Origin of the sequence: Escherichia sp. TW09308 (assembly GCF_000208565.1) — a bacterium.
GTDB lineage: Bacteria > Pseudomonadota > Gammaproteobacteria > Enterobacterales > Enterobacteriaceae > Escherichia > Escherichia marmotae.
The window spans coordinates 3,506,272-3,523,047 of the sequence record NZ_AEME01000001.1; the positions used below are offsets into that span (position 1 = coordinate 3,506,272).

At 50.4% G+C, this 16,776-nt stretch carries 14 protein-coding genes; 6 read left to right on the forward strand and 8 right to left on the reverse strand.

The window, feature by feature from the left end:
• The first annotated feature begins 10 nt into the window (after positions 1-10).
• The 5 genes from cdd (at position 11) to preA (ending at position 4,722) form a co-directional block, all read left to right on the forward strand.
• Positions 11-895, forward strand: coding sequence for a cytidine deaminase (gene cdd, locus ESM_RS0116745; protein WP_000553575.1), 885 nt, complete (start codon positions 11-13; stop codon positions 893-895).
• A 201-nt stretch (positions 896-1,096) separates the two neighbouring features.
• A complete protein-coding gene (gene sanA / locus ESM_RS0116750) occupies positions 1,097-1,816 on the forward strand; it encodes an outer membrane permeability protein SanA (protein ID WP_000920076.1) in 720 nt (239 codons plus the stop codon).
• Positions 1,817-1,818: 2 nt separating this feature from the next.
• Positions 1,819-2,058, forward strand: a complete 240-nt coding sequence (locus ESM_RS0116755; RefSeq protein ID WP_000383084.1) for a DUF2542 family protein — start codon at positions 1,819-1,821, stop codon at positions 2,056-2,058.
• A gap of 196 nt (positions 2,059-2,254) precedes the next feature.
• Positions 2,255-3,493: an NAD(P)-dependent oxidoreductase gene (locus ESM_RS0116760; protein WP_001136301.1), complete on the forward strand. Its 1,239-nt coding sequence runs from the start codon at positions 2,255-2,257 to the stop codon at positions 3,491-3,493.
• The gene (gene preA / locus ESM_RS0116765) at positions 3,487-4,722 is read left to right on the forward strand and encodes an NAD-dependent dihydropyrimidine dehydrogenase subunit PreA (protein ID WP_000956081.1); all 1,236 of its coding nucleotides are present in this window, start codon (positions 3,487-3,489) and stop codon (positions 4,720-4,722) included. Before ESM_RS0116760 ends, preA begins: the two co-directional genes overlap by 7 nt.
• A gap of 104 nt (positions 4,723-4,826) precedes the next feature.
• Here the strand turns inward: preA and mglC are convergent, their stop codons facing one another.
• The 6 genes from mglC to folE form a co-directional block, all read right to left on the reverse strand.
• Positions 4,827-5,837 carry a galactose/methyl galactoside ABC transporter permease MglC gene (gene mglC / locus ESM_RS0116770; protein ID WP_001275110.1) on the reverse strand — a complete coding sequence of 337 codons (1,011 nt, stop codon included), beginning with the start codon at positions 5,835-5,837 and terminating at the stop codon, positions 4,827-4,829.
• A gap of 15 nt (positions 5,838-5,852) precedes the next feature.
• A complete protein-coding gene (gene mglA, locus ESM_RS0116775) occupies positions 5,853-7,373 on the reverse strand; it encodes a galactose/methyl galactoside ABC transporter ATP-binding protein MglA (RefSeq protein ID WP_000255047.1) in 1,521 nt (506 codons plus the stop codon).
• A gap of 60 nt (positions 7,374-7,433) precedes the next feature.
• Positions 7,434-8,432 (reverse strand): galactose/glucose ABC transporter substrate-binding protein MglB, encoded by a 999-nt coding sequence (mglB, locus tag ESM_RS0116780; protein WP_001036961.1) that lies wholly within the window; start codon positions 8,430-8,432, stop codon positions 7,434-7,436.
• Between the two features lie 278 nt (positions 8,433-8,710).
• The gene (galS, locus tag ESM_RS0116790) at positions 8,711-9,751 is read right to left on the reverse strand and encodes an HTH-type transcriptional regulator GalS (RefSeq protein ID WP_000628623.1); all 1,041 of its coding nucleotides are present in this window, start codon (positions 9,749-9,751) and stop codon (positions 8,711-8,713) included.
• A 141-nt stretch (positions 9,752-9,892) separates the two neighbouring features.
• On the reverse strand, positions 9,893-11,050 hold the full coding sequence (yeiB, locus tag ESM_RS0116795) for a DUF418 domain-containing protein YeiB (protein ID WP_000440941.1): 1,158 nt from the start codon (positions 11,048-11,050) through the stop codon (positions 9,893-9,895).
• A 16-nt stretch (positions 11,051-11,066) separates the two neighbouring features.
• On the reverse strand, positions 11,067-11,735 hold the full coding sequence (gene folE, locus ESM_RS0116800; RefSeq protein ID WP_001139613.1) for a GTP cyclohydrolase I FolE: 669 nt from the start codon (positions 11,733-11,735) through the stop codon (positions 11,067-11,069).
• Positions 11,736-11,992: 257 nt separating this feature from the next.
• Between folE and yeiG the strand changes: the two genes are divergently transcribed.
• Positions 11,993-12,829 carry an S-formylglutathione hydrolase gene (yeiG, locus tag ESM_RS0116805; RefSeq protein WP_000425472.1) on the forward strand — a complete coding sequence of 279 codons (837 nt, stop codon included), beginning with the start codon at positions 11,993-11,995 and terminating at the stop codon, positions 12,827-12,829.
• A gap of 31 nt (positions 12,830-12,860) precedes the next feature.
• Here yeiG and cirA read toward each other — a convergent pair whose 3' ends face one another.
• On the reverse strand, positions 12,861-14,852 hold the full coding sequence (cirA, locus tag ESM_RS0116810) for a catecholate siderophore receptor CirA (protein ID WP_000489220.1): 1,992 nt from the start codon (positions 14,850-14,852) through the stop codon (positions 12,861-12,863).
• Between the two features lie 291 nt (positions 14,853-15,143).
• Positions 15,144-16,613, reverse strand: coding sequence for a lysine-specific permease (gene lysP / locus ESM_RS0116815; RefSeq protein ID WP_000253267.1), 1,470 nt, complete (start codon positions 16,611-16,613; stop codon positions 15,144-15,146).
• Positions 16,614-16,776: the final 163 nt, after the last annotated feature.

Sequence of the window (16,776 nt, forward strand, 5' to 3'; positions counted from 1 at the left end):
AGGCAACGCCATGCATCCACGTTTTCAAACTGCTTTTGCCCAACTTGCGGATAACTTGCAATCTGCACTGGAACCCATTCTGGCAGATAAGTATTTCCCCGCGTTGTTGACCAGAGAGCAGGTCTCTTCGCTGAAGAGCGCAACGGGGCTGGACGAAGACGCGCTGGCTTTCGCACTGCTACCACTGGCGGCGGCCTGTGCCCGCACGCCATTGTCGAATTTTAATGTTGGTGCCATTGCGCGCGGCGTGAGTGGAACCTGGTATTTTGGTGCCAATATGGAATTTATTGGCGCAACAATGCAGCAAACCGTTCATGCCGAACAAAGCGCAATCAGCCACGCCTGGCTGAGCGGTGAGAAAGCGCTCGCGGCCATCACCGTTAACTACACACCTTGTGGTCACTGCCGTCAGTTTATGAACGAACTGAACAGCGGGCTGGATCTACGCATTCATCTGCCGGGCCGCGAAGCGCATGCGCTGCGTGACTATTTGCCGGATGCCTTTGGGCCGAAAGATCTGGAGATTAAGACACTGCTGATGGACGAGCAGGATCACGGCTATGCGCTGACTGGCGATGCGCTTTCTCAGGCGGCAATTGCCGCGGCCAACCGTTCGCACATGCCTTACAGCAAGTCTCCAAGCGGCGTGGCGCTGGAATGCAAAGACGGTCGTATTTTCAGTGGTAGCTATGCTGAAAACGCCGCATTCAACCCAACTCTACCGCCGTTGCAGGGCGCATTAATTCTGTTAAATCTCAAAGGTTATGATTACCCGGATATTCAGCGGGCGATTCTGGCAGAAAAAGCCGATGCGCCGCTGGTTCAGTGGGATGCAACCTCGGCAACGCTGAAAGCTCTCGGTTGTCACAATATCGACCGCGTGCTTCTCGCTTAAGCCCGGTGCCGGATGCGGCGTGAACGCCTGATCCGGCCTACAGAGTGCAAAATTTCGTAGGCCGGATAAGCGTAGCGCATCCGGCATTTCTACTCACCTTGGTGTCGAAAATCCCGGCAAACAGTTTGCCGTTTCTTGCGCAAAGCCCACAGGTAAAGTAGCCTGATTGAAATTCCCCAAGATCAAGATCGAGTTTTCAGCATGTTAAAGCGCGTGTTCTACAGCCTGTTAGTCCTGATCGGCTTGCTGCTGTTGACAGTGCTCGGCCTCGACCGCTGGATGAGCTGGAAAACTGCGCCTTATATCTACGATGAATTGCAGGATCTCCCCTACCGCCAGGTCGGCGTGGTACTTGGCACGGCAAAATATTATCGTACTGGGGTGATTAATCAGTATTACCGCTACCGTATTCAGGGGGCAATAAATGCCTATAACAGCGGTAAGGTGAATTATCTATTACTTAGCGGTGATAACGCATTACAGAGTTATAACGAACCGATGACCATGCGCAAAGATTTAATTGCCGCTGGCGTCGATCCGGCTGATATTGTTCTCGACTACGCCGGTTTTCGTACCCTGGATTCCATCGTGCGTACACGCAAGGTGTTCGATACCAACGACTTCATTATTATTACTCAGCGCTTCCACTGTGAGCGGGCATTATTTATCGCTCTGCATATGGGTATTCAGGCGCAGTGTTATGCCGTACCGTCACCAAAAGATATGTGGTCAGTACGTATTCGCGAATTTGCTGCCCGCTTCGGTGCGCTGGCTGACCTTTATATTTTTAAACGTGAACCGCGCTTTTTAGGACCACTGGTCCCTATTCCGGCAATGCACCAGGTGCCCGAAGATGCGCAGGGTTATCCCGCCGTCACGCCAGAACAGTTACTTGAATTACAAAAGAAACAAGGAAAGTAGTTATGGATGTTCAGCAGTTTTTTGTCATTGCCGTTTTTTTCCTTATCCCGGTATTTTGTTTTCGCGAAGCATGGAAAGGCTGGCGTGCTGGCGCAATTGATAAACGGGTTAAAAATGTGCCGGAACCGGTATATGTCTGGCGTGAAAAAAATCCCGGTCTCTTCTTTGCTTATATAGTGGCGTATAGCGGCTTCGGTATTTTATCCATCGGTATGATTATTTATCTTATTTTTTACCGATAATATTATTTCTCGCCCACTGTTAACTATTGAGAATAATTATTATTTCCCCCGCTAAGCTGCGGATATAACATTCTGAACCGCAGCTATTTGTGAATCTTTTCACAGTTTAAATTCCCCCGCACGCTTAGCCTTAATATCAGCACGTTATATTTACTATACGTTCGCCTTAATTACCCATAGCATTAAGGAAGATCACATGCCGCAACAAAATTATCTGGATGAACTCGCTCCGGCTTTTACGCCTTTACTGGCGATTAAAGAAGCCTCTCGTTGTTTATTATGCCACGACGCCCCTTGCAGCCAGGCGTGCCCGGCGCAAACCGATCCGGGAAAATTTATTCGCTCAATCTATTTTCGTAATTTTAAAGGCGCTGCCGAGACTATTCGCGAAAATAATGCCCTCGGTGCCGTTTGTGCCAGAGTGTGCCCCACAGAAAAATTATGCCAGAACGGTTGTACCCGCGCAGGTGTCGATGATCCGATTGATATTGCTCGCTTACAGCGTTTTGTTACTGATTTCGAACAACAAACCGGAATGGAAATTTATCAACCGGGCAGTAAGACGCTTGGTAAAGTAGCGGTTATCGGTGCTGGCCCTGCTGGGCTGCAGGCCAGCGTGACGCTAACCAACCTGGGTTACGACGTCACGGTTTACGAAAAAGAAGTACAACCAGGCGGCTGGTTGCGTAACGGCATTCCACAATTCCGTTTGCCGCAGTCGGTGCTGGATGCGGAAATCACCCGTATCGAAAAAATGGGTGTAACTATTAAGTGCAACTGTGAAATTGGCAAAACGCTCTCGCTGGAGCAACTGAAAGCAGAAAACCGCGCGGTACTGGTAACCGTGGGGTTATCGCGTGGTTCCACCCTGCCGCTGTTTGAGCATAGCGACGTTGAGATTGCCGTCGATTTCCTGCAACGCGCACGCCTGGCACAAGGCGATATCAGCATTCCACAAAGCGCATTAATTATTGGCGGCGGCGATGTCGCGATGGACGTTGCCAGTACGCTGAAAGTTCTCGGTTGTCCGGCGGTGACCTGCGTGGCGCGTGAAGAGTTAGATGTGTTTCCGGCAAGCAAGAAAGAGTTCACCGGTGCTCAGAAATTGGGGGTATCGATTATCGATGGCTTTACGCCTGTGGCGGTAGATGGCAATAAAGTGACGTTTAAACATGTTCGTTTACCGGGCGAGCTGACGATGGCGGCAGACAAAATTATTCTCGCCATCGGTCAACATGCCGAACTTACCGCTTTTGCTACACTGGAACCCCAACGTAATACCATCGAAACGAAAAATTACCAGACCCGTGACCCGCAACTGTTTGCCGCTGGCGATATTGTTGAGGGTGATAAAACCGTGGTCTATGCCGTGAAGACCGGGAAAGAAGCCGCCGAGGCGATCCATCACTATTTAGAGGGAGCTTGCTCATGTTAACGAAAGATCTTTCTATTACCTTTTGCGGCGTGAAGTTTCCCAACCCGTTCTGCCTCTCTTCTTCGCCAGTAGGCAATTGCTATGAGATGTGTGCCAAAGCCTACGACACCGGCTGGGGCGGCGTGGTATTCAAAACTATCGGCTTTTTTATCGCTAACGAGGTTTCGCCACGTTTTGATCATCTGGTGAAAGAAGATACCGGTTTTATTGGCTTCAAAAATATGGAGCAGATTGCCGAACATCCGCTGGAAGAGAATCTGACCGCTCTGCGTCGGCTGAAAGAGGATTACCCGGACAAAGTGCTGATCGCCTCGATCATGGGAGAAAATGAGCAACAATGGGAAGATCTGGCGCGTCTGGTGCAAGAAGCTGGCGCGGATATGATCGAATGTAATTTCTCCTGCCCGCAGATGACTTCTCATGCGATGGGTAGCGATGTCGGGCAAAGCCCGGAACTGGTAGAGAAATATTGTCGGGCGGTGAAACGTGGTTCAACGCTGCCGATGCTGGCGAAGATGACGCCGAATATCGGTGATATGTGCGAAGTGGCGCTGGCGGCTAAGCGTGGCGGTGCAGATGGCATTGCAGCGATTAACACCGTTAAATCCATCACCAATATCGATCTGAATCAGAAAATCGGTATGCCGATCGTTAACGGTAAATCGAGTATTTCCGGTTATTCCGGTAAAGCGGTGAAACCGATCGCCCTGCGCTTTATTCAGCAAATGCGCACGCATCCGGAGCTGCGCGATTTCCCGATCAGCGGTATTGGCGGCATTGAAACCTGGGAAGACGCGGCAGAGTTTTTATTGCTCGGCGCGGCTACACTGCAGGTGACCACCGGAATTATGCAGTACGGTTATCGGATTGTGGAAGATATGGCGAGCGGGTTATCGCATTATCTTGCCGATCAGGGATTTGACTCGTTACAGGAGATGGTGGGTCTGGCGAATCACAATATTGTCCCGGCGGAAGATTTAGACCGCAGTTATATCGTCTATCCCCATATCAATCTTGATAAGTGTGTCGGCTGCGGGCGCTGTTATATTTCCTGCTACGACGGTGGTCACCAGGCGATGGAATGGGATGAGAAAACACGCACGCCACATTGTAATACTGAGAAATGCGTCGGTTGTTTGCTTTGCGGTCATGTTTGCCCGGTTAGCTGTATTGATCTCGGGGAAGTGAAGTTTAAGAAGGGAGAGAAAGAACATCCGGTAACGTTGTAGGACGGATAGTAGGACGGATAAGACGCACCAGCGTCGCATCCGACATTTGACACCAACTGCCGGATGCGGCGTAAACGTCGCATCCGGTAATGCCCAAATTCACATCACTTCTTACGCGCGTACTTCAGGGAATCCAGCGCCACGGCGAAGATAATGATCGCCCCTTTGATGATGTACTGCCAGTACGGGTTGACGCCGATATAGGTCAGACCGTAGTTGATGACCGTAAAGATAATGACCCCGGTCACCACGCCAATGACCGTACCCACGCCGCCGCTAAACGATACACCGCCCACCACGCACGCCGCGATAGCATCCAGTTCATACATAAAGCCGAGGTTGTTGGTGGCGGAGCCGATACGTCCGGCTTCTAACATCCCACCAAAGGCATAGAACACGCCAGACAACGCATAAATCATCAGCAGATTCAGGCCGACGTTAACACCAGAAACTTTCGCCGCTTCCGGGTTGCCGCCAATAGCAAAAATATTCTTGCCGAAACGGGTTTTGTTCCACAGCACCCAGACAAACGCCACGGCAATCAGCGCGTAGAAGGTGATGTAAGATAGCCGGAAACTCCCCAGCGCAATAAACCCCTGGGCAAAGGTGGAGAAGCCGCTATCAAAACCGGAAATCGGTGACGCACCAACAAAGTCGTAATAGAGCGAGTTGATACCGTAGACGATAATCATCGTGCCGAGCGTGGTAATGAACGGCGTCACGTTGAGGTAAGCGATAATCAGACCGTTGATCAAACCGATAACCGCGCCAATGGCACAGACTATCAGAATAACCAGCGCAATCGGCATGGTCGCCATTTCGGGGAATACTTTGTTGGCGTTATCCATCGATTGTAACAAGGTAGCCGCCACCACCGCCGCCAGCCCTACCTGACGACCAGCAGAAAGGTCAGTTCCCTGGGTGACAATTAACCCTGCCACGCCGAGCGCGATAATAATACGCACCGATGATTGGGTAAGAATATTACTTAAGTTCAACAGACTTAAGAATGTTGGGTCCTGGAAAATAATAATAGCCAGCAAAACTAAAAGAACGACGTAAATACCACCTTCTTTCAGGTAAGTAAGAAAACTTTTCTTATTTAACGCACTCATGGGAAGCCCCTAATCTTAAAGGTGCAAAGACGCAAGACGCAGAATTTCGTTTTGCGTTGTTGTTTTTGTATCGACAATGCCGGAAACGAGACCATTGCTCATTACCAGAATACGGTCCGTTATCCCTAACAACTCTGGCATTTCAGAGGAGATAATAATTATCCCCTTGCCTTTTTTCGCCAGCTCGGCAATTAATTGATAAATTTCAAACTTCGCGCCAACATCAATGCCACGCGTCGGTTCGTCGAGCATTAATATTTCCGGTTGCGTTAGCAGCCAGCGCCCAATAATGACTTTTTGCTGATTACCGCCGGAGAGTGAACCAATTTGCGTACGATGACCCGGCGTTTTTACCCTCATCGAATCAATGACCCACTGGGTGTCGCTTTTCATCCGCGAATTATCCAGCAGCCCCACTTTGTTTTTGTAGTTGCGAATATTAGAAATTAACGAGTTAAAGCCAATATCCAGGTAAGCATAAATCCCCGTTGAGCGGCGCTCTTCGGTGACCAGCGCGAACCCATGGTTAATGGCTTCGTTGGCATTATGGTTATTAATCTTTTTGCCGTGCAGTGTAATGGTGCCGGAAGATTTCTCACGGATCCCAAACAAGGTTTCGACAATATCGGTACGTTTCGCACCTACCAGCCCGGCAATACCGAGGATCTCCCCTTTATGCAGATCAAACGAGACATCGCGAATTGACGGCTGACGCAGTGACGTCAGGTTACGCACTTCAAGGATCACTTCGCCAGGTTTGTTTTGCTTATCCGGGAAACGCTGATTAAGAGAACGGCCAACCATCATGGCGATGATCTTGTCCATCGTCAGCCCCGCCAGCGGCTCGGTAGCGATCCACTGTCCGTCGCGCAGTACGGTGACTTCATCACATAACTGGAATATCTCTTCCATTTTATGCGAGATATAGACAATACCGCAGCCGCGTTCTTTTAATTTACGAATAATGGTAAACAGATGATTGACTTCTTTTTCAGTTAATGAAGAAGTTGGTTCATCCATAATGACTATTTTCGCGTTATAGGAAAATGCTTTGGCGATTTCAATCATCTGCATTTGTGAAACGGACAACGTACCAACGCGCGCACGCGGATCGATATCAATATCCAGTTCGTCAAATATCGCTTTGGTTTCGCGGTACATTTTATCCTGGTCGACAAACATCCCTTTGGTGGGATATCGCCCCAACCACATGTTGTCCATGACCGAACGCTGTAATACCAGGTTTAACTCCTGGTGTACCATCGAAATACCATTTTCCAGGGCTTCTTTGGCTGAGTGAAAATCGATTTCCTTACCCTGGAATAAAATAGTGCCGGAGTCTTTTTGATAGATACCAAACAGGCATTTTAATAATGTCGATTTTCCTGCGCCATTCTCCCCCATTAACGCATGAATGGAGTGTGGTCGCACTTTTAAATTAACGTTATCAAGTGCCTTAACGCCGGGAAAAGACTTGTTGATACCGCTCATTTCCAACAAGTATTCTCCTGATGACGGAGTCGTTGAGCTGACCATATAATTTTACCTTGTTGGCCATACAATAAGGGCGCAGTGAATGACTGCGCCCAATCAGTCTTATTTCTTGCTGAATTCAGCCAGATTGTCTTTATCTACGCCAACATAAGGAACGCGGACAACTTTATTGTCGATTTTCCAGTTGGTGCCGTCAGCGGCTCCCTTGCCATCAGCCAGATTTTTCGCCAGATCAAAGGTCGCTTTCGCCTGGTTGTTAGCATCGTTCAGCACGGTGCCAGCCAGTGCACCAGATTTCACCAGTGCCAGAGCTTCTGGCAGCGCATCGACGCCAAACACCGGAATGCTGGACTTGTTGTGTGCTTTCAGAGCTTCAACCGCGCCCATTGCCATCGCATCGTTGTTTGCGATAACCACTTCGATTTTGTTGGCGTTCGGGCCAGACAGCCAGGCGTCCATCTTATCTTTCGCCTGAGCGGTATCCCACATTGCGGTATCTAACTGTAACTGTTCAGTTTTAATGCCTTTGTCGTTTAGCTCTTTGATGACATACGTAGTGCGCGCTTCTGCATCCGGATGACCCGGTTCGCCTTTCAGCAGTACGAACTGAATCTGACCGTCTTTGTTGAGATCCCAACCCTGATTCGCCGCCCAGTGTTTAGCAATCAAATCGCCCTGAATAATCCCGGATTCTTTCGAATCGGTGCCAACGTAGTAGGCTTTGTCGTAACTATCCAGCGCCTTACGGGAAGGTTCTTTATTGAAGAAAACGATTGGCACGTTTTGTCCGCGCGCTTTCTCAATCACCGTACCCGCAGCAGCCGGGTCAACCAGGTTGATTGCCAGCGCCTTCACCCCTTTCGCCAACAGCACGTCAATCTGATCGTTCTGCTTGGACTGATCATTCTGTGAATCATTCATCAGCAACTGGACGTCTGGCGCGGCTTTCGCATCTTGTTCGATAGCCTTACGCACTACAGACATAAAGTTATCGTCATATTTATAAATCGTCACACCAATACGGGTATCAGCAGCGTGTGCAGCGGCACCGAATAACATGCTGGCCATCACAGCAGACAGGGTTAACACCTTCTTATTCATGGTATCTCCGGTTTTTCTTATGCAGGGTAGTGCTTGAGATAAATGCTCGGCGGGGCAGTATGGTTAATGAAGTGTTACTGAACGCCGAAGCTCACGTTTTAAAATTCGTTCTTCCATGTCCGGTAACGCTCCAGAAAACAGCTTTAATTGTTGTTATGACGCTATACCTCGATAAAAGTGAATTTCCACTGTTACACATAGGTTACAACGTTAAAACGGTGCAATCATAACTACTGCATTGTTAACATACTGTGAAATCACTCACAGATTGAAAGCGGTTACATCGCGTGATTTGTTGAGTTAGTGATCGCCGCCGCATTCTGGCGTATAGCAACAGAATGACGACGCACTAACGTCGGCATAAAACAGTGACTGGCACGCAGATCAATGTTGCCTGCGGCCCCCTGTAATGCCAGTTCGGTGGCCATTTTCGCCATTGAAGCAATGGGATAACGTACGGTTGTTAACTGCGGGTCGGTGTAACGGGCGATGGGGATATCATCAAAACCGATGATCGAGAGATGTAACGGGATAGCAATACCATTGTCTTTTAACGCTGTCAGTGCGCCAGCGGCCATATTGTCGTTATAGGCGAACACCGCGGTGAGTTGCAGATTACGCCCCAGCAGTTCAACCATCGCAGCTTCGCCGCCGGGCATATCTGGCGTACCGGTGCCGATCCAACTCTCTGGCGGAACAATATCCTGCTCTTTCAGCGCGCTCATCCAACCGGCTTTGCGCATCGCGTCATCTTCAATACCGTGGCTGGAAGAAAGATAACCGATACGCTGATGACCGTTATTCAGTAACATGCGCGTCGCCATTCGGGCACCGCTGATATTATCCAGGCAGACGCAGCGATGGGCGTAACCCGGCACAACGCGATTGATTAACACCATGCCGGGAATGTTGTCCATAAACTGCACCAGTTCGTCGTCACTTAACGCTTTTGAGTGAACGATCAACGCATTACAACGCTGGCGGATTAACACCTCAATGGCGTGCCGCTCTTTTTCCGCTTCATGATAGCTATTGCCGATTAGCACATATTTCTGGTGTTGCTGGGCGACAAGATCAACGGCTTTCACCAGCGCACCGAAAAAGGCGTCGGAGACATCCATCACTACCACGCCAATAGTCTCGCTCACCTGAGTTGCCAGCGCCTGGGCATTGGCGTTTGGTCGGTAGTCCAACTCGCTCACTGCTTTCATAACCGCTTCACGCGTGTCCGCACTTACCAGAGCGCTGTTATTTAGCACCCGGGAAACCGTTGCCACAGAGACGCCAGCCTGACGCGCTACATCACGAATGGTGATCATATTCACTACCTGTTGTGAGATTGCAGTAAGTTACTGCTTGCTGGCGGCTATTTTGTCAGCACTGAATACAGGACTTCGTGAATCGAGTCACAGCAATGGAAACGGTTACAACCATTTTGTTAATGAATGTGATCCAGATCGTTATCTGGATGTTTTGGATAATGCAGGTCCGGCAGCGCGCAAGGTTAACTGACGCCATAACCATTCTACCGGCCCCTGGCGGAAGTAACGCAACCAGATAACAGAGAAGAGAATATTCGCCAGCCATACTGGAATAACAAACACCAGCAGTTCCAGACGGTCAAACTGCATAAACAAACCGAGGTGGTAAAACAGTGTGGTACAAATCAGCGTTTGCAGCAGGTAGTTGGTCAGCGCCATCCGCCCAACGCAAGCAATCGCCAGCACCAGCTTAAAGCGGCTTAATTGCGGCCAAAAGCCGAACAGTAACGAGGCATAGCCAATCGCCTGAAATGGCGCACTCAGTTCTCGTGGCATCTGGAGTAAGAAGGCGCACCAGCGATATGCCCAGTCCAGCCGCCATTGTAGTGCGATAGCAGGAAGGTTAATCATCACCCCAATTGCCACCAGCACAAAACCGGTACGGCGATAGTGGCGCAGGCTGTACTGCCCTTTCAGCCAACCACTACGCATCAATGCCGCGCCAATCAACATCATCCCCGCCAGTTGCCAGCCATACTGCGCTCCCAAGGCCAGCAAACTGTTCCCTACCCCGTCGGCGCGGTTACTGATGGCTTCAACGCCGCCGTGAAGTTTCCAGTATTTTTCATACAAAATGGCGGATGCATCCGGTGTCCAGGCACGGCTGGTCTGGCTATCGGAAATCACCCCCAACAACAGCAAAACACCAAGCCCTATCAGATAAAGCATGACGCCGGTGTTAAACAGGCTTTTTACCGATGGCGCATCGCGCACCAGTCGCCAACTGATTAAGCCCACCAACCCGTAAGCCAGCAGGATATCGCCGTCCCAGAATAATAAACCGTGAATAAAGCCCAGCAAGACCAGCAGTGTTAGACGTGACTGGATCCAACGTCTGCCACGCGGCAGCAACATTTGCAGACCGGCACCAAACAGCAACGCAAAAAGCGTGAGGAATTTCACCTGGCCGATAAGATCGAGAAAAGCCCAGCTCCAGGCATCCTGCGGTGTAATGGTGCCGTACCAGGCGGGATTGAGATAAGCCGCCTTTGGGAGTCCAAAGGCGCTAATGTTGAGAAGCAGGATCCCCAGAATGGCGACGCCGCGAACAAAATCGAGCGTGACGTTGCGCTCCATGGTTCCTGCCTTTTAATCAGTTGTGATGACGCACAGCGCGCAAAAATTCGTGGCGTGTATTCTGACTGGATTTGAACAAACCACCGAGGGAAGTCGTTGTCGTGGCGCTGGTCGCGTCGCGAATACCACGCGCTTTTACGCAGTAATGCACCGCGTCGATAGAGACCGCCACGTTATTGGTGCCCAGCAGCGTTTGTAGCGCAATGAGAATTTGCTGGGTCAGACGTTCCTGTACCTGCGGACGCTGGGCAAAGAACTGCACAATGCGGTTAATTTTCGACAGGCCGATGACCGAATCTTTCGGGATGTAGGCCACCGTCGCTTTGCCATCAATAGTGACAAAATGGTGTTCACAAGTGCTGGTCAGGGTGATATCGCGCACGGTGACCATTTCATCGACCTTCATTTTATTTTCAATGAGGGTGATTTTCGGGAAGTTGGCGTAATCCAGACCGGAGAAAATTTCATCGACATACATTTTGGCGATGCGATGCGGCGTTTCCATCAAACTGTCATCAGCCAGGTCGAGATTCAATAACTGCATGATTTCGGTCATATGACCGGCAATAAGGCTTTTGCGCGTTTCGTTATCCATTTCATGCACGGGCGGGCGTAGCGGTGTTTCAAGTCCTCGCGCAACCAACGCTTCATGAACCAGGGCCGCTTCTTTACTGAGTGATGGCATTTATGATTTCTCCTGCAGGTGTGACGCCTCCGCCCTGCGTGGGGGCAAAGTTATTAAGCTGATTCGCAGCCTGATTATTGTGCGTGAGGTGGCGCACATAATCCAGTATTCACAGCGATAATTATTGTAATTGCCGCTGCCTTTCAGCCGTAGATGTTAAAACATCGTTATGCATATGCGGAAGTGAAAGTTACTCACAACACACTGAATAAACGGTATGATGAAAAAATTGCAAACAACATAACAAGGAGCCACGCATGGAAATGCTCGAAGAGCATCGCTGTTTTGAAGGCTGGCAGCAACGCTGGCGACATGACTCCAGTACCTTAAACTGCCCGATGACGTTCAGTATCTTTCTCCCACCGCCCCGCGATAACGCCCCGCCGCCGGTGCTGTACTGGCTTTCAGGCTTAACCTGTAATGATGAAAACTTCGCCACCAAAGCAGGTGCCCAGCGCGTGGCGGCAGAACTGGGGATTGTACTGGTAATGCCAGACACCAGCCCGCGTGGCGAACATGTTGCCAATGACGACGGCTATGATTTAGGCCAGGGTGCCGGGTTTTATCTTAACGCCACGCAACCGCCGTGGGCGGCACATTACCGGATGTATGATTATCTGCGTGATGAATTACCAGCACTGATTCAGTCGCAATTTAACGTCAGCAATCGCTGCGCCATCAGCGGCCATTCGATGGGAGGTCATGGTGCTCTGATTATGGCGCTGAAAAATCCGGGCAAATATACCAGCGTTTCCGCCTTTGCGCCGATTGTGAATCCGTGCAGCGTTCCGTGGGGAATCAAAGCATTTAGCACCTATCTGGGTGAGGATAAAAATGACTGGGTGGCATGGGACAGTTGTGCGCTGATGTACGCCAGCAATGCGCAGGATGCGATCCCGACGCTGATTGATCAGGGTGATAACGATCAGTTTCTTGCCGACCAGTTACAACCCGCCGTGTTGGCAGAAGCCGCGCGCCAGAAAGCGTGGCCGATGACGCTGCGTATTCAGCCGGGTTATGATCACAGCTATTACTTCATTGCTTCTTTTATAGAGGATCATCTGCGCTTCCATGCGCAGTATTTACTGAAGTGACAGTCCGCCCGGTTCGCCGGGCATCTTCTCATCAGAAGCGATAATCCACCGCCATAAAGTAACGACGTCCGTCTTCGTTATAGCTGTAGTCATCACGGCTGAGATCTTTATCTGTCAGGTTCAGCACGCCCGCGCGCAGTTTGACGTCTTTGGTCACCTGCCATGCCGCACCGGTATTCCAGATCGTATAGCCACCCGGCGTTTTAGCCGTATCGCTATCGGCACGTTTCTGCCCGGTATAATGAGCAGAAACATAGAATGACCAGTCTTCCAGCACCAGTGGTTTCCAGTCCAGCGTACCGTTGGCGGTATGGAACGGCAGATCGGAAAGCGGTTTGTTTTCACCATTGCTGACATCACGACCATCGTTATAGGTGTAGTTGAGTGACAGTTTCCATTCGTCACTGAACGGGATTTTCAACTCGGTTTCCACGCCCTGAATGCGCGCTTTGTTAACGTTGTAGTAGCTGAATACCGGTACACGTCGACCATTAGCCCCGGTTTCAAAACCTACAAAGTTCTGGTAGCCCGGTGCAGCGTTGACGTCGGACGTGCGGCTGATACTGATGCGATCTTTCACATCGTTACGGAAAACAGTCACGCTGGATTCAACGCCTTCCAGCCAGCCTTCTTCCCCCATGTAGTAAAGCCCCAGCTCCCAACTTTCGCTGGTTTCTGGCTTCAGATCCGGGCTACCAACAATCTTACATGCGCCACGGCAGGAATTAGTCGTCCAGTCAGGGCTAAGTTGCAGTAAAGAAGGTGCTTTAAAAGCCGTCGCCCAGCCGCCTTTCACCGTTACGGTATCGGTGGCGTTATAGACCAGATAGGCACGCGGGCTCCAGTGATCGCCGTAGGTTTCGTGATCGTCCATACGCACGCCGGTCGTCAGCGCCAGCGGCTCGAAGATCCGCCATTCGTCTTCCACAAACAGTGCATACTGGCTGGCAGATGTTTTGGTGCTGGTGCCGCCGGTCAGGTTTACCGCATCGCTAAGTTTGTCGTGACGCCATTCACCGCCGACCGTGACAAACTGATTAATCGCCGTCAGCGGTAACGTGTATTTGCCATCAACAGTATTACTTTCTGAGGTAATCGGGCTGCTGTTACCAGGGTTTTTGTTTTCGACTTTCTCGCCATAGTATTTCAGCTCACTGGTGCCATAATCCCAGCGACCATTATGGCTGACAGAGTAGTTCTGGCGTTCCAGGCGGTTTTTGTCCAGCGAGTCGGAATCACGATCCTGACGGTCGAAACCGTAACCAGCGGTAAAATCGTGATTTTGATTCGGCGTCCAGGCAAATTCGACATTGCCATCGCGGCTGGAGAATCCTTCAATGCGCGGCGTTTCTCCGCTATCGGTGGTGGTTGAGTTCTGCGGGTCATCCTTTTCACGTTTCGCCAGGCTGCCGTAGGCTTTCATTCCCAGCACGCCGTCAATTAGTGGCCCACTGGTAAAAAACTGACCGTTGTAGGTGTCGCCGCGATCGCGATGCTCCTGAATGGTGGTATCGACCGTAACGGTTCCTGACCATTTCTGGCCAATTTTTTTGGTGATAATGTTGACCACCCCGCCGAGCGCATCAGAACCATATAACGAGGACATCGGGCCACGTACCACTTCAATACGTTCGATGGAATCAACCGGGATCCAATTCAGATCGAAGTCATTATGACGGAAGACAGCATTGCGGGAGTTCACGCGTTTACCATCGACAAGAATCAGGGTATAGCTGCTGTCCAGACCACGAATGCTGACGCCCTTGCGATTGTCCCCTTCGTTAGTCAGTTGTACGCCTGGCACTTCTTTGAGGACATCTTTCAGGTTCTGTACCGGTTTACGCTGCAAGTCTTCCTGGGTAATGACGCTGATACTGGCAGGTGCGTCTTTGAGGTTTTGTTCAACGGAAGAGGCGGTGACAACCATCGTTTCGCCATCATCATCAACCGCTAACACAGGCCATGCACAAGAAATCGCGGACAAACACAGCCCGACCCGTACGAAGGGGTTCAACCTAAACATTCCATATCTCCATGAGGTAACTACGAAAATAAAATGGGTTATCGCTCACATCTTCTTCACGTCCTCTTGCGCACGGCAGCATCGCAGTGGACTTTTTTTGTATGCAGGTGATCATCCCAGAGCGCCTGAACAGCCTCTGATTTGTCAGCCTTTTTCATTTCGCGTAACAATAATGCAAACGATAACAATTATCAATTCAATTGTTAAATTTTATATACTTATGATTTATATGGGAAATAGAATTGAAAAAGCCCTCTCAGGTGAGAGGGCTTAATAAGGAAGAGATAACGCTTATTTATTGTCGTTCTGTGGGAACTTCATTTCGCTGTAACGCACGAAGTGAGTTCCTTTAATCAACTTGTAACCAAACCAGATGGCCAGGAACAGCGGGATACCGATATACGTTGCCGCTACGCCGCCCCAGTCGATGGTATCTTTCAGGAACGCTTCGTAGTTCTGGCCCAGAGTGATAATCAGGCACAGCACAAAGGCGAAGATCGGTCCCAGCGGGAAGAAGCCCGAACGATACGGCAGGTCGTTAATATCGTGTCCCTGCAATACATAGCCGCGACGGAAACGATAGTGACTGATAGCAATCCCCAGCCAGGCGATAAAGCCGGTCATCCCGGAGGTATTCAGCAGCCACAGATACACCGTCTGGTTACCAAACATGGAGGTCAGGAAGCACAGACCGGCAATCACCGTCGTGGCATATAGCGCATTACGTGGTACACCGCCGCGCGACAGTTTAGAGAAAATACGCGGCGCTTTGCCATCGCACGCCAGGGTGTACAGCATACGGGTAGACGCGTACATACCGGAGTTACCCGCTGACAGTACTGCTGTCAGAATAACCGCGTTCATCACCGCCGCCGCAGAAAGCAGTCCTGCGTGCTGGAACACCAGCGTGAACGGGCTGACGCTGATGTCTTTCACATCATTGCGTAACAGACTTGGATCGGTGTACGGAATGATCAAGCTGATGATCAGGATCGCAAATACATAGAACAGCAGAATTCGCCAGAACACCTGACGTACCGCACGCGGAATATTTTTCCCCGGCTCTTCAGATTCACCCGCCGCAATACCAATCAGTTCGGTTCCCTGGAAGGAGAAGCCGACAATCATCGCCACACCGATCATCGCCGCAAAACCACCGGCAAACGGTGCCTCGCCTATCGTCCAGTTACTCCAGCCAGCAGGCTGTGCACCTTTGAAGATACCGAAAATCATCATCACGCCAACGGCGATAAAGATAATCACGGTCGTAACTTTGATCAGTGAGAACCAGTACTCCGCTTCACCAAAGCCTCTGACCGAAATGTAATTCAGCAGGAAGATAACGCCGAGGAACAGCGCACTCCAGATCCAACCAGGGACATCCGGGAACCACCAGCTCATTACCAACTGCGCGGCCACCAGATCAACAGCGATAGTTACCGCCCAGTTGTACCAGTAGTTCCAGCCCAGCGCGAAGCCAAAGCCCTCTTCTACATAGTTCTGACCGTAAGTCGCAAACGAACCAGAAACTGGCATATACGCCGCCAGTTCGCCAAGACTGGTCATCAGGAAGTAGACCATCAGGCCAATCAAAATATACGAGAGCAGCGCCCCGCCCGGACCTGCCTGAGAAATCGTTGCACCAGAGGCAACAAAAAGACCCGTACCGATGGAGCCACCAATGGCAATCATCGTCAGGTGACGCGCCTTTAATTCACGGCGTAAGCCCGGCGCTTCTGTGGTTTTAGTTTCGGAAACCATACGAAAATGCTATCCATCATTAAAAATGAGGCGCGATTGTAGCAGACGATTTGCAATCCTTCCGATAGAAATGCGCTTTTATAAGAGACCTTCATGATCGCCCAGGAATTATAAGTAAAGCAGCCAATCTCTTTTCTGGCGAATACCTGACGCTGGCGCTACG

Bases quoted from the DNA above. Each gene is read 5' to 3' on its own strand.
- cdd (WP_000553575.1), top strand. From the start codon at position 11: ATGCATCCACGTTTTCAAACTGCTTTTGCCCAACTTGCGGATAACTTG.
- sanA (WP_000920076.1), top strand. From the start codon at position 1,097: ATGTTAAAGCGCGTGTTCTACAGCCTGTTAGTCCTGATCGGCTTGCTG.
- ESM_RS0116755 (WP_000383084.1), top strand. From the start codon at position 1,819: ATGGATGTTCAGCAGTTTTTTGTCATTGCCGTTTTTTTCCTTATCCCG.
- ESM_RS0116760 (WP_001136301.1), top strand. From the start codon at position 2,255: ATGCCGCAACAAAATTATCTGGATGAACTCGCTCCGGCTTTTACGCCT.
- preA (WP_000956081.1), top strand. From the start codon at position 3,487: ATGTTAACGAAAGATCTTTCTATTACCTTTTGCGGCGTGAAGTTTCCC.
- mglC (WP_001275110.1), bottom strand. From the start codon at position 5,837: ATGAGTGCGTTAAATAAGAAAAGTTTTCTTACTTACCTGAAAGAAGGT.
- mglA (WP_000255047.1), bottom strand. From the start codon at position 7,373: ATGGTCAGCTCAACGACTCCGTCATCAGGAGAATACTTGTTGGAAATG.
- mglB (WP_001036961.1), bottom strand. From the start codon at position 8,432: ATGAATAAGAAGGTGTTAACCCTGTCTGCTGTGATGGCCAGCATGTTA.
- galS (WP_000628623.1), bottom strand. From the start codon at position 9,751: ATGATCACCATTCGTGATGTAGCGCGTCAGGCTGGCGTCTCTGTGGCA.
- yeiB (WP_000440941.1), bottom strand. From the start codon at position 11,050: ATGGAGCGCAACGTCACGCTCGATTTTGTTCGCGGCGTCGCCATTCTG.
- folE (WP_001139613.1), bottom strand. From the start codon at position 11,735: ATGCCATCACTCAGTAAAGAAGCGGCCCTGGTTCATGAAGCGTTGGTT.
- yeiG (WP_000425472.1), top strand. From the start codon at position 11,993: ATGGAAATGCTCGAAGAGCATCGCTGTTTTGAAGGCTGGCAGCAACGC.
- cirA (WP_000489220.1), bottom strand. From the start codon at position 14,852: ATGTTTAGGTTGAACCCCTTCGTACGGGTCGGGCTGTGTTTGTCCGCG.
- lysP (WP_000253267.1), bottom strand. From the start codon at position 16,613: ATGGTTTCCGAAACTAAAACCACAGAAGCGCCGGGCTTACGCCGTGAA.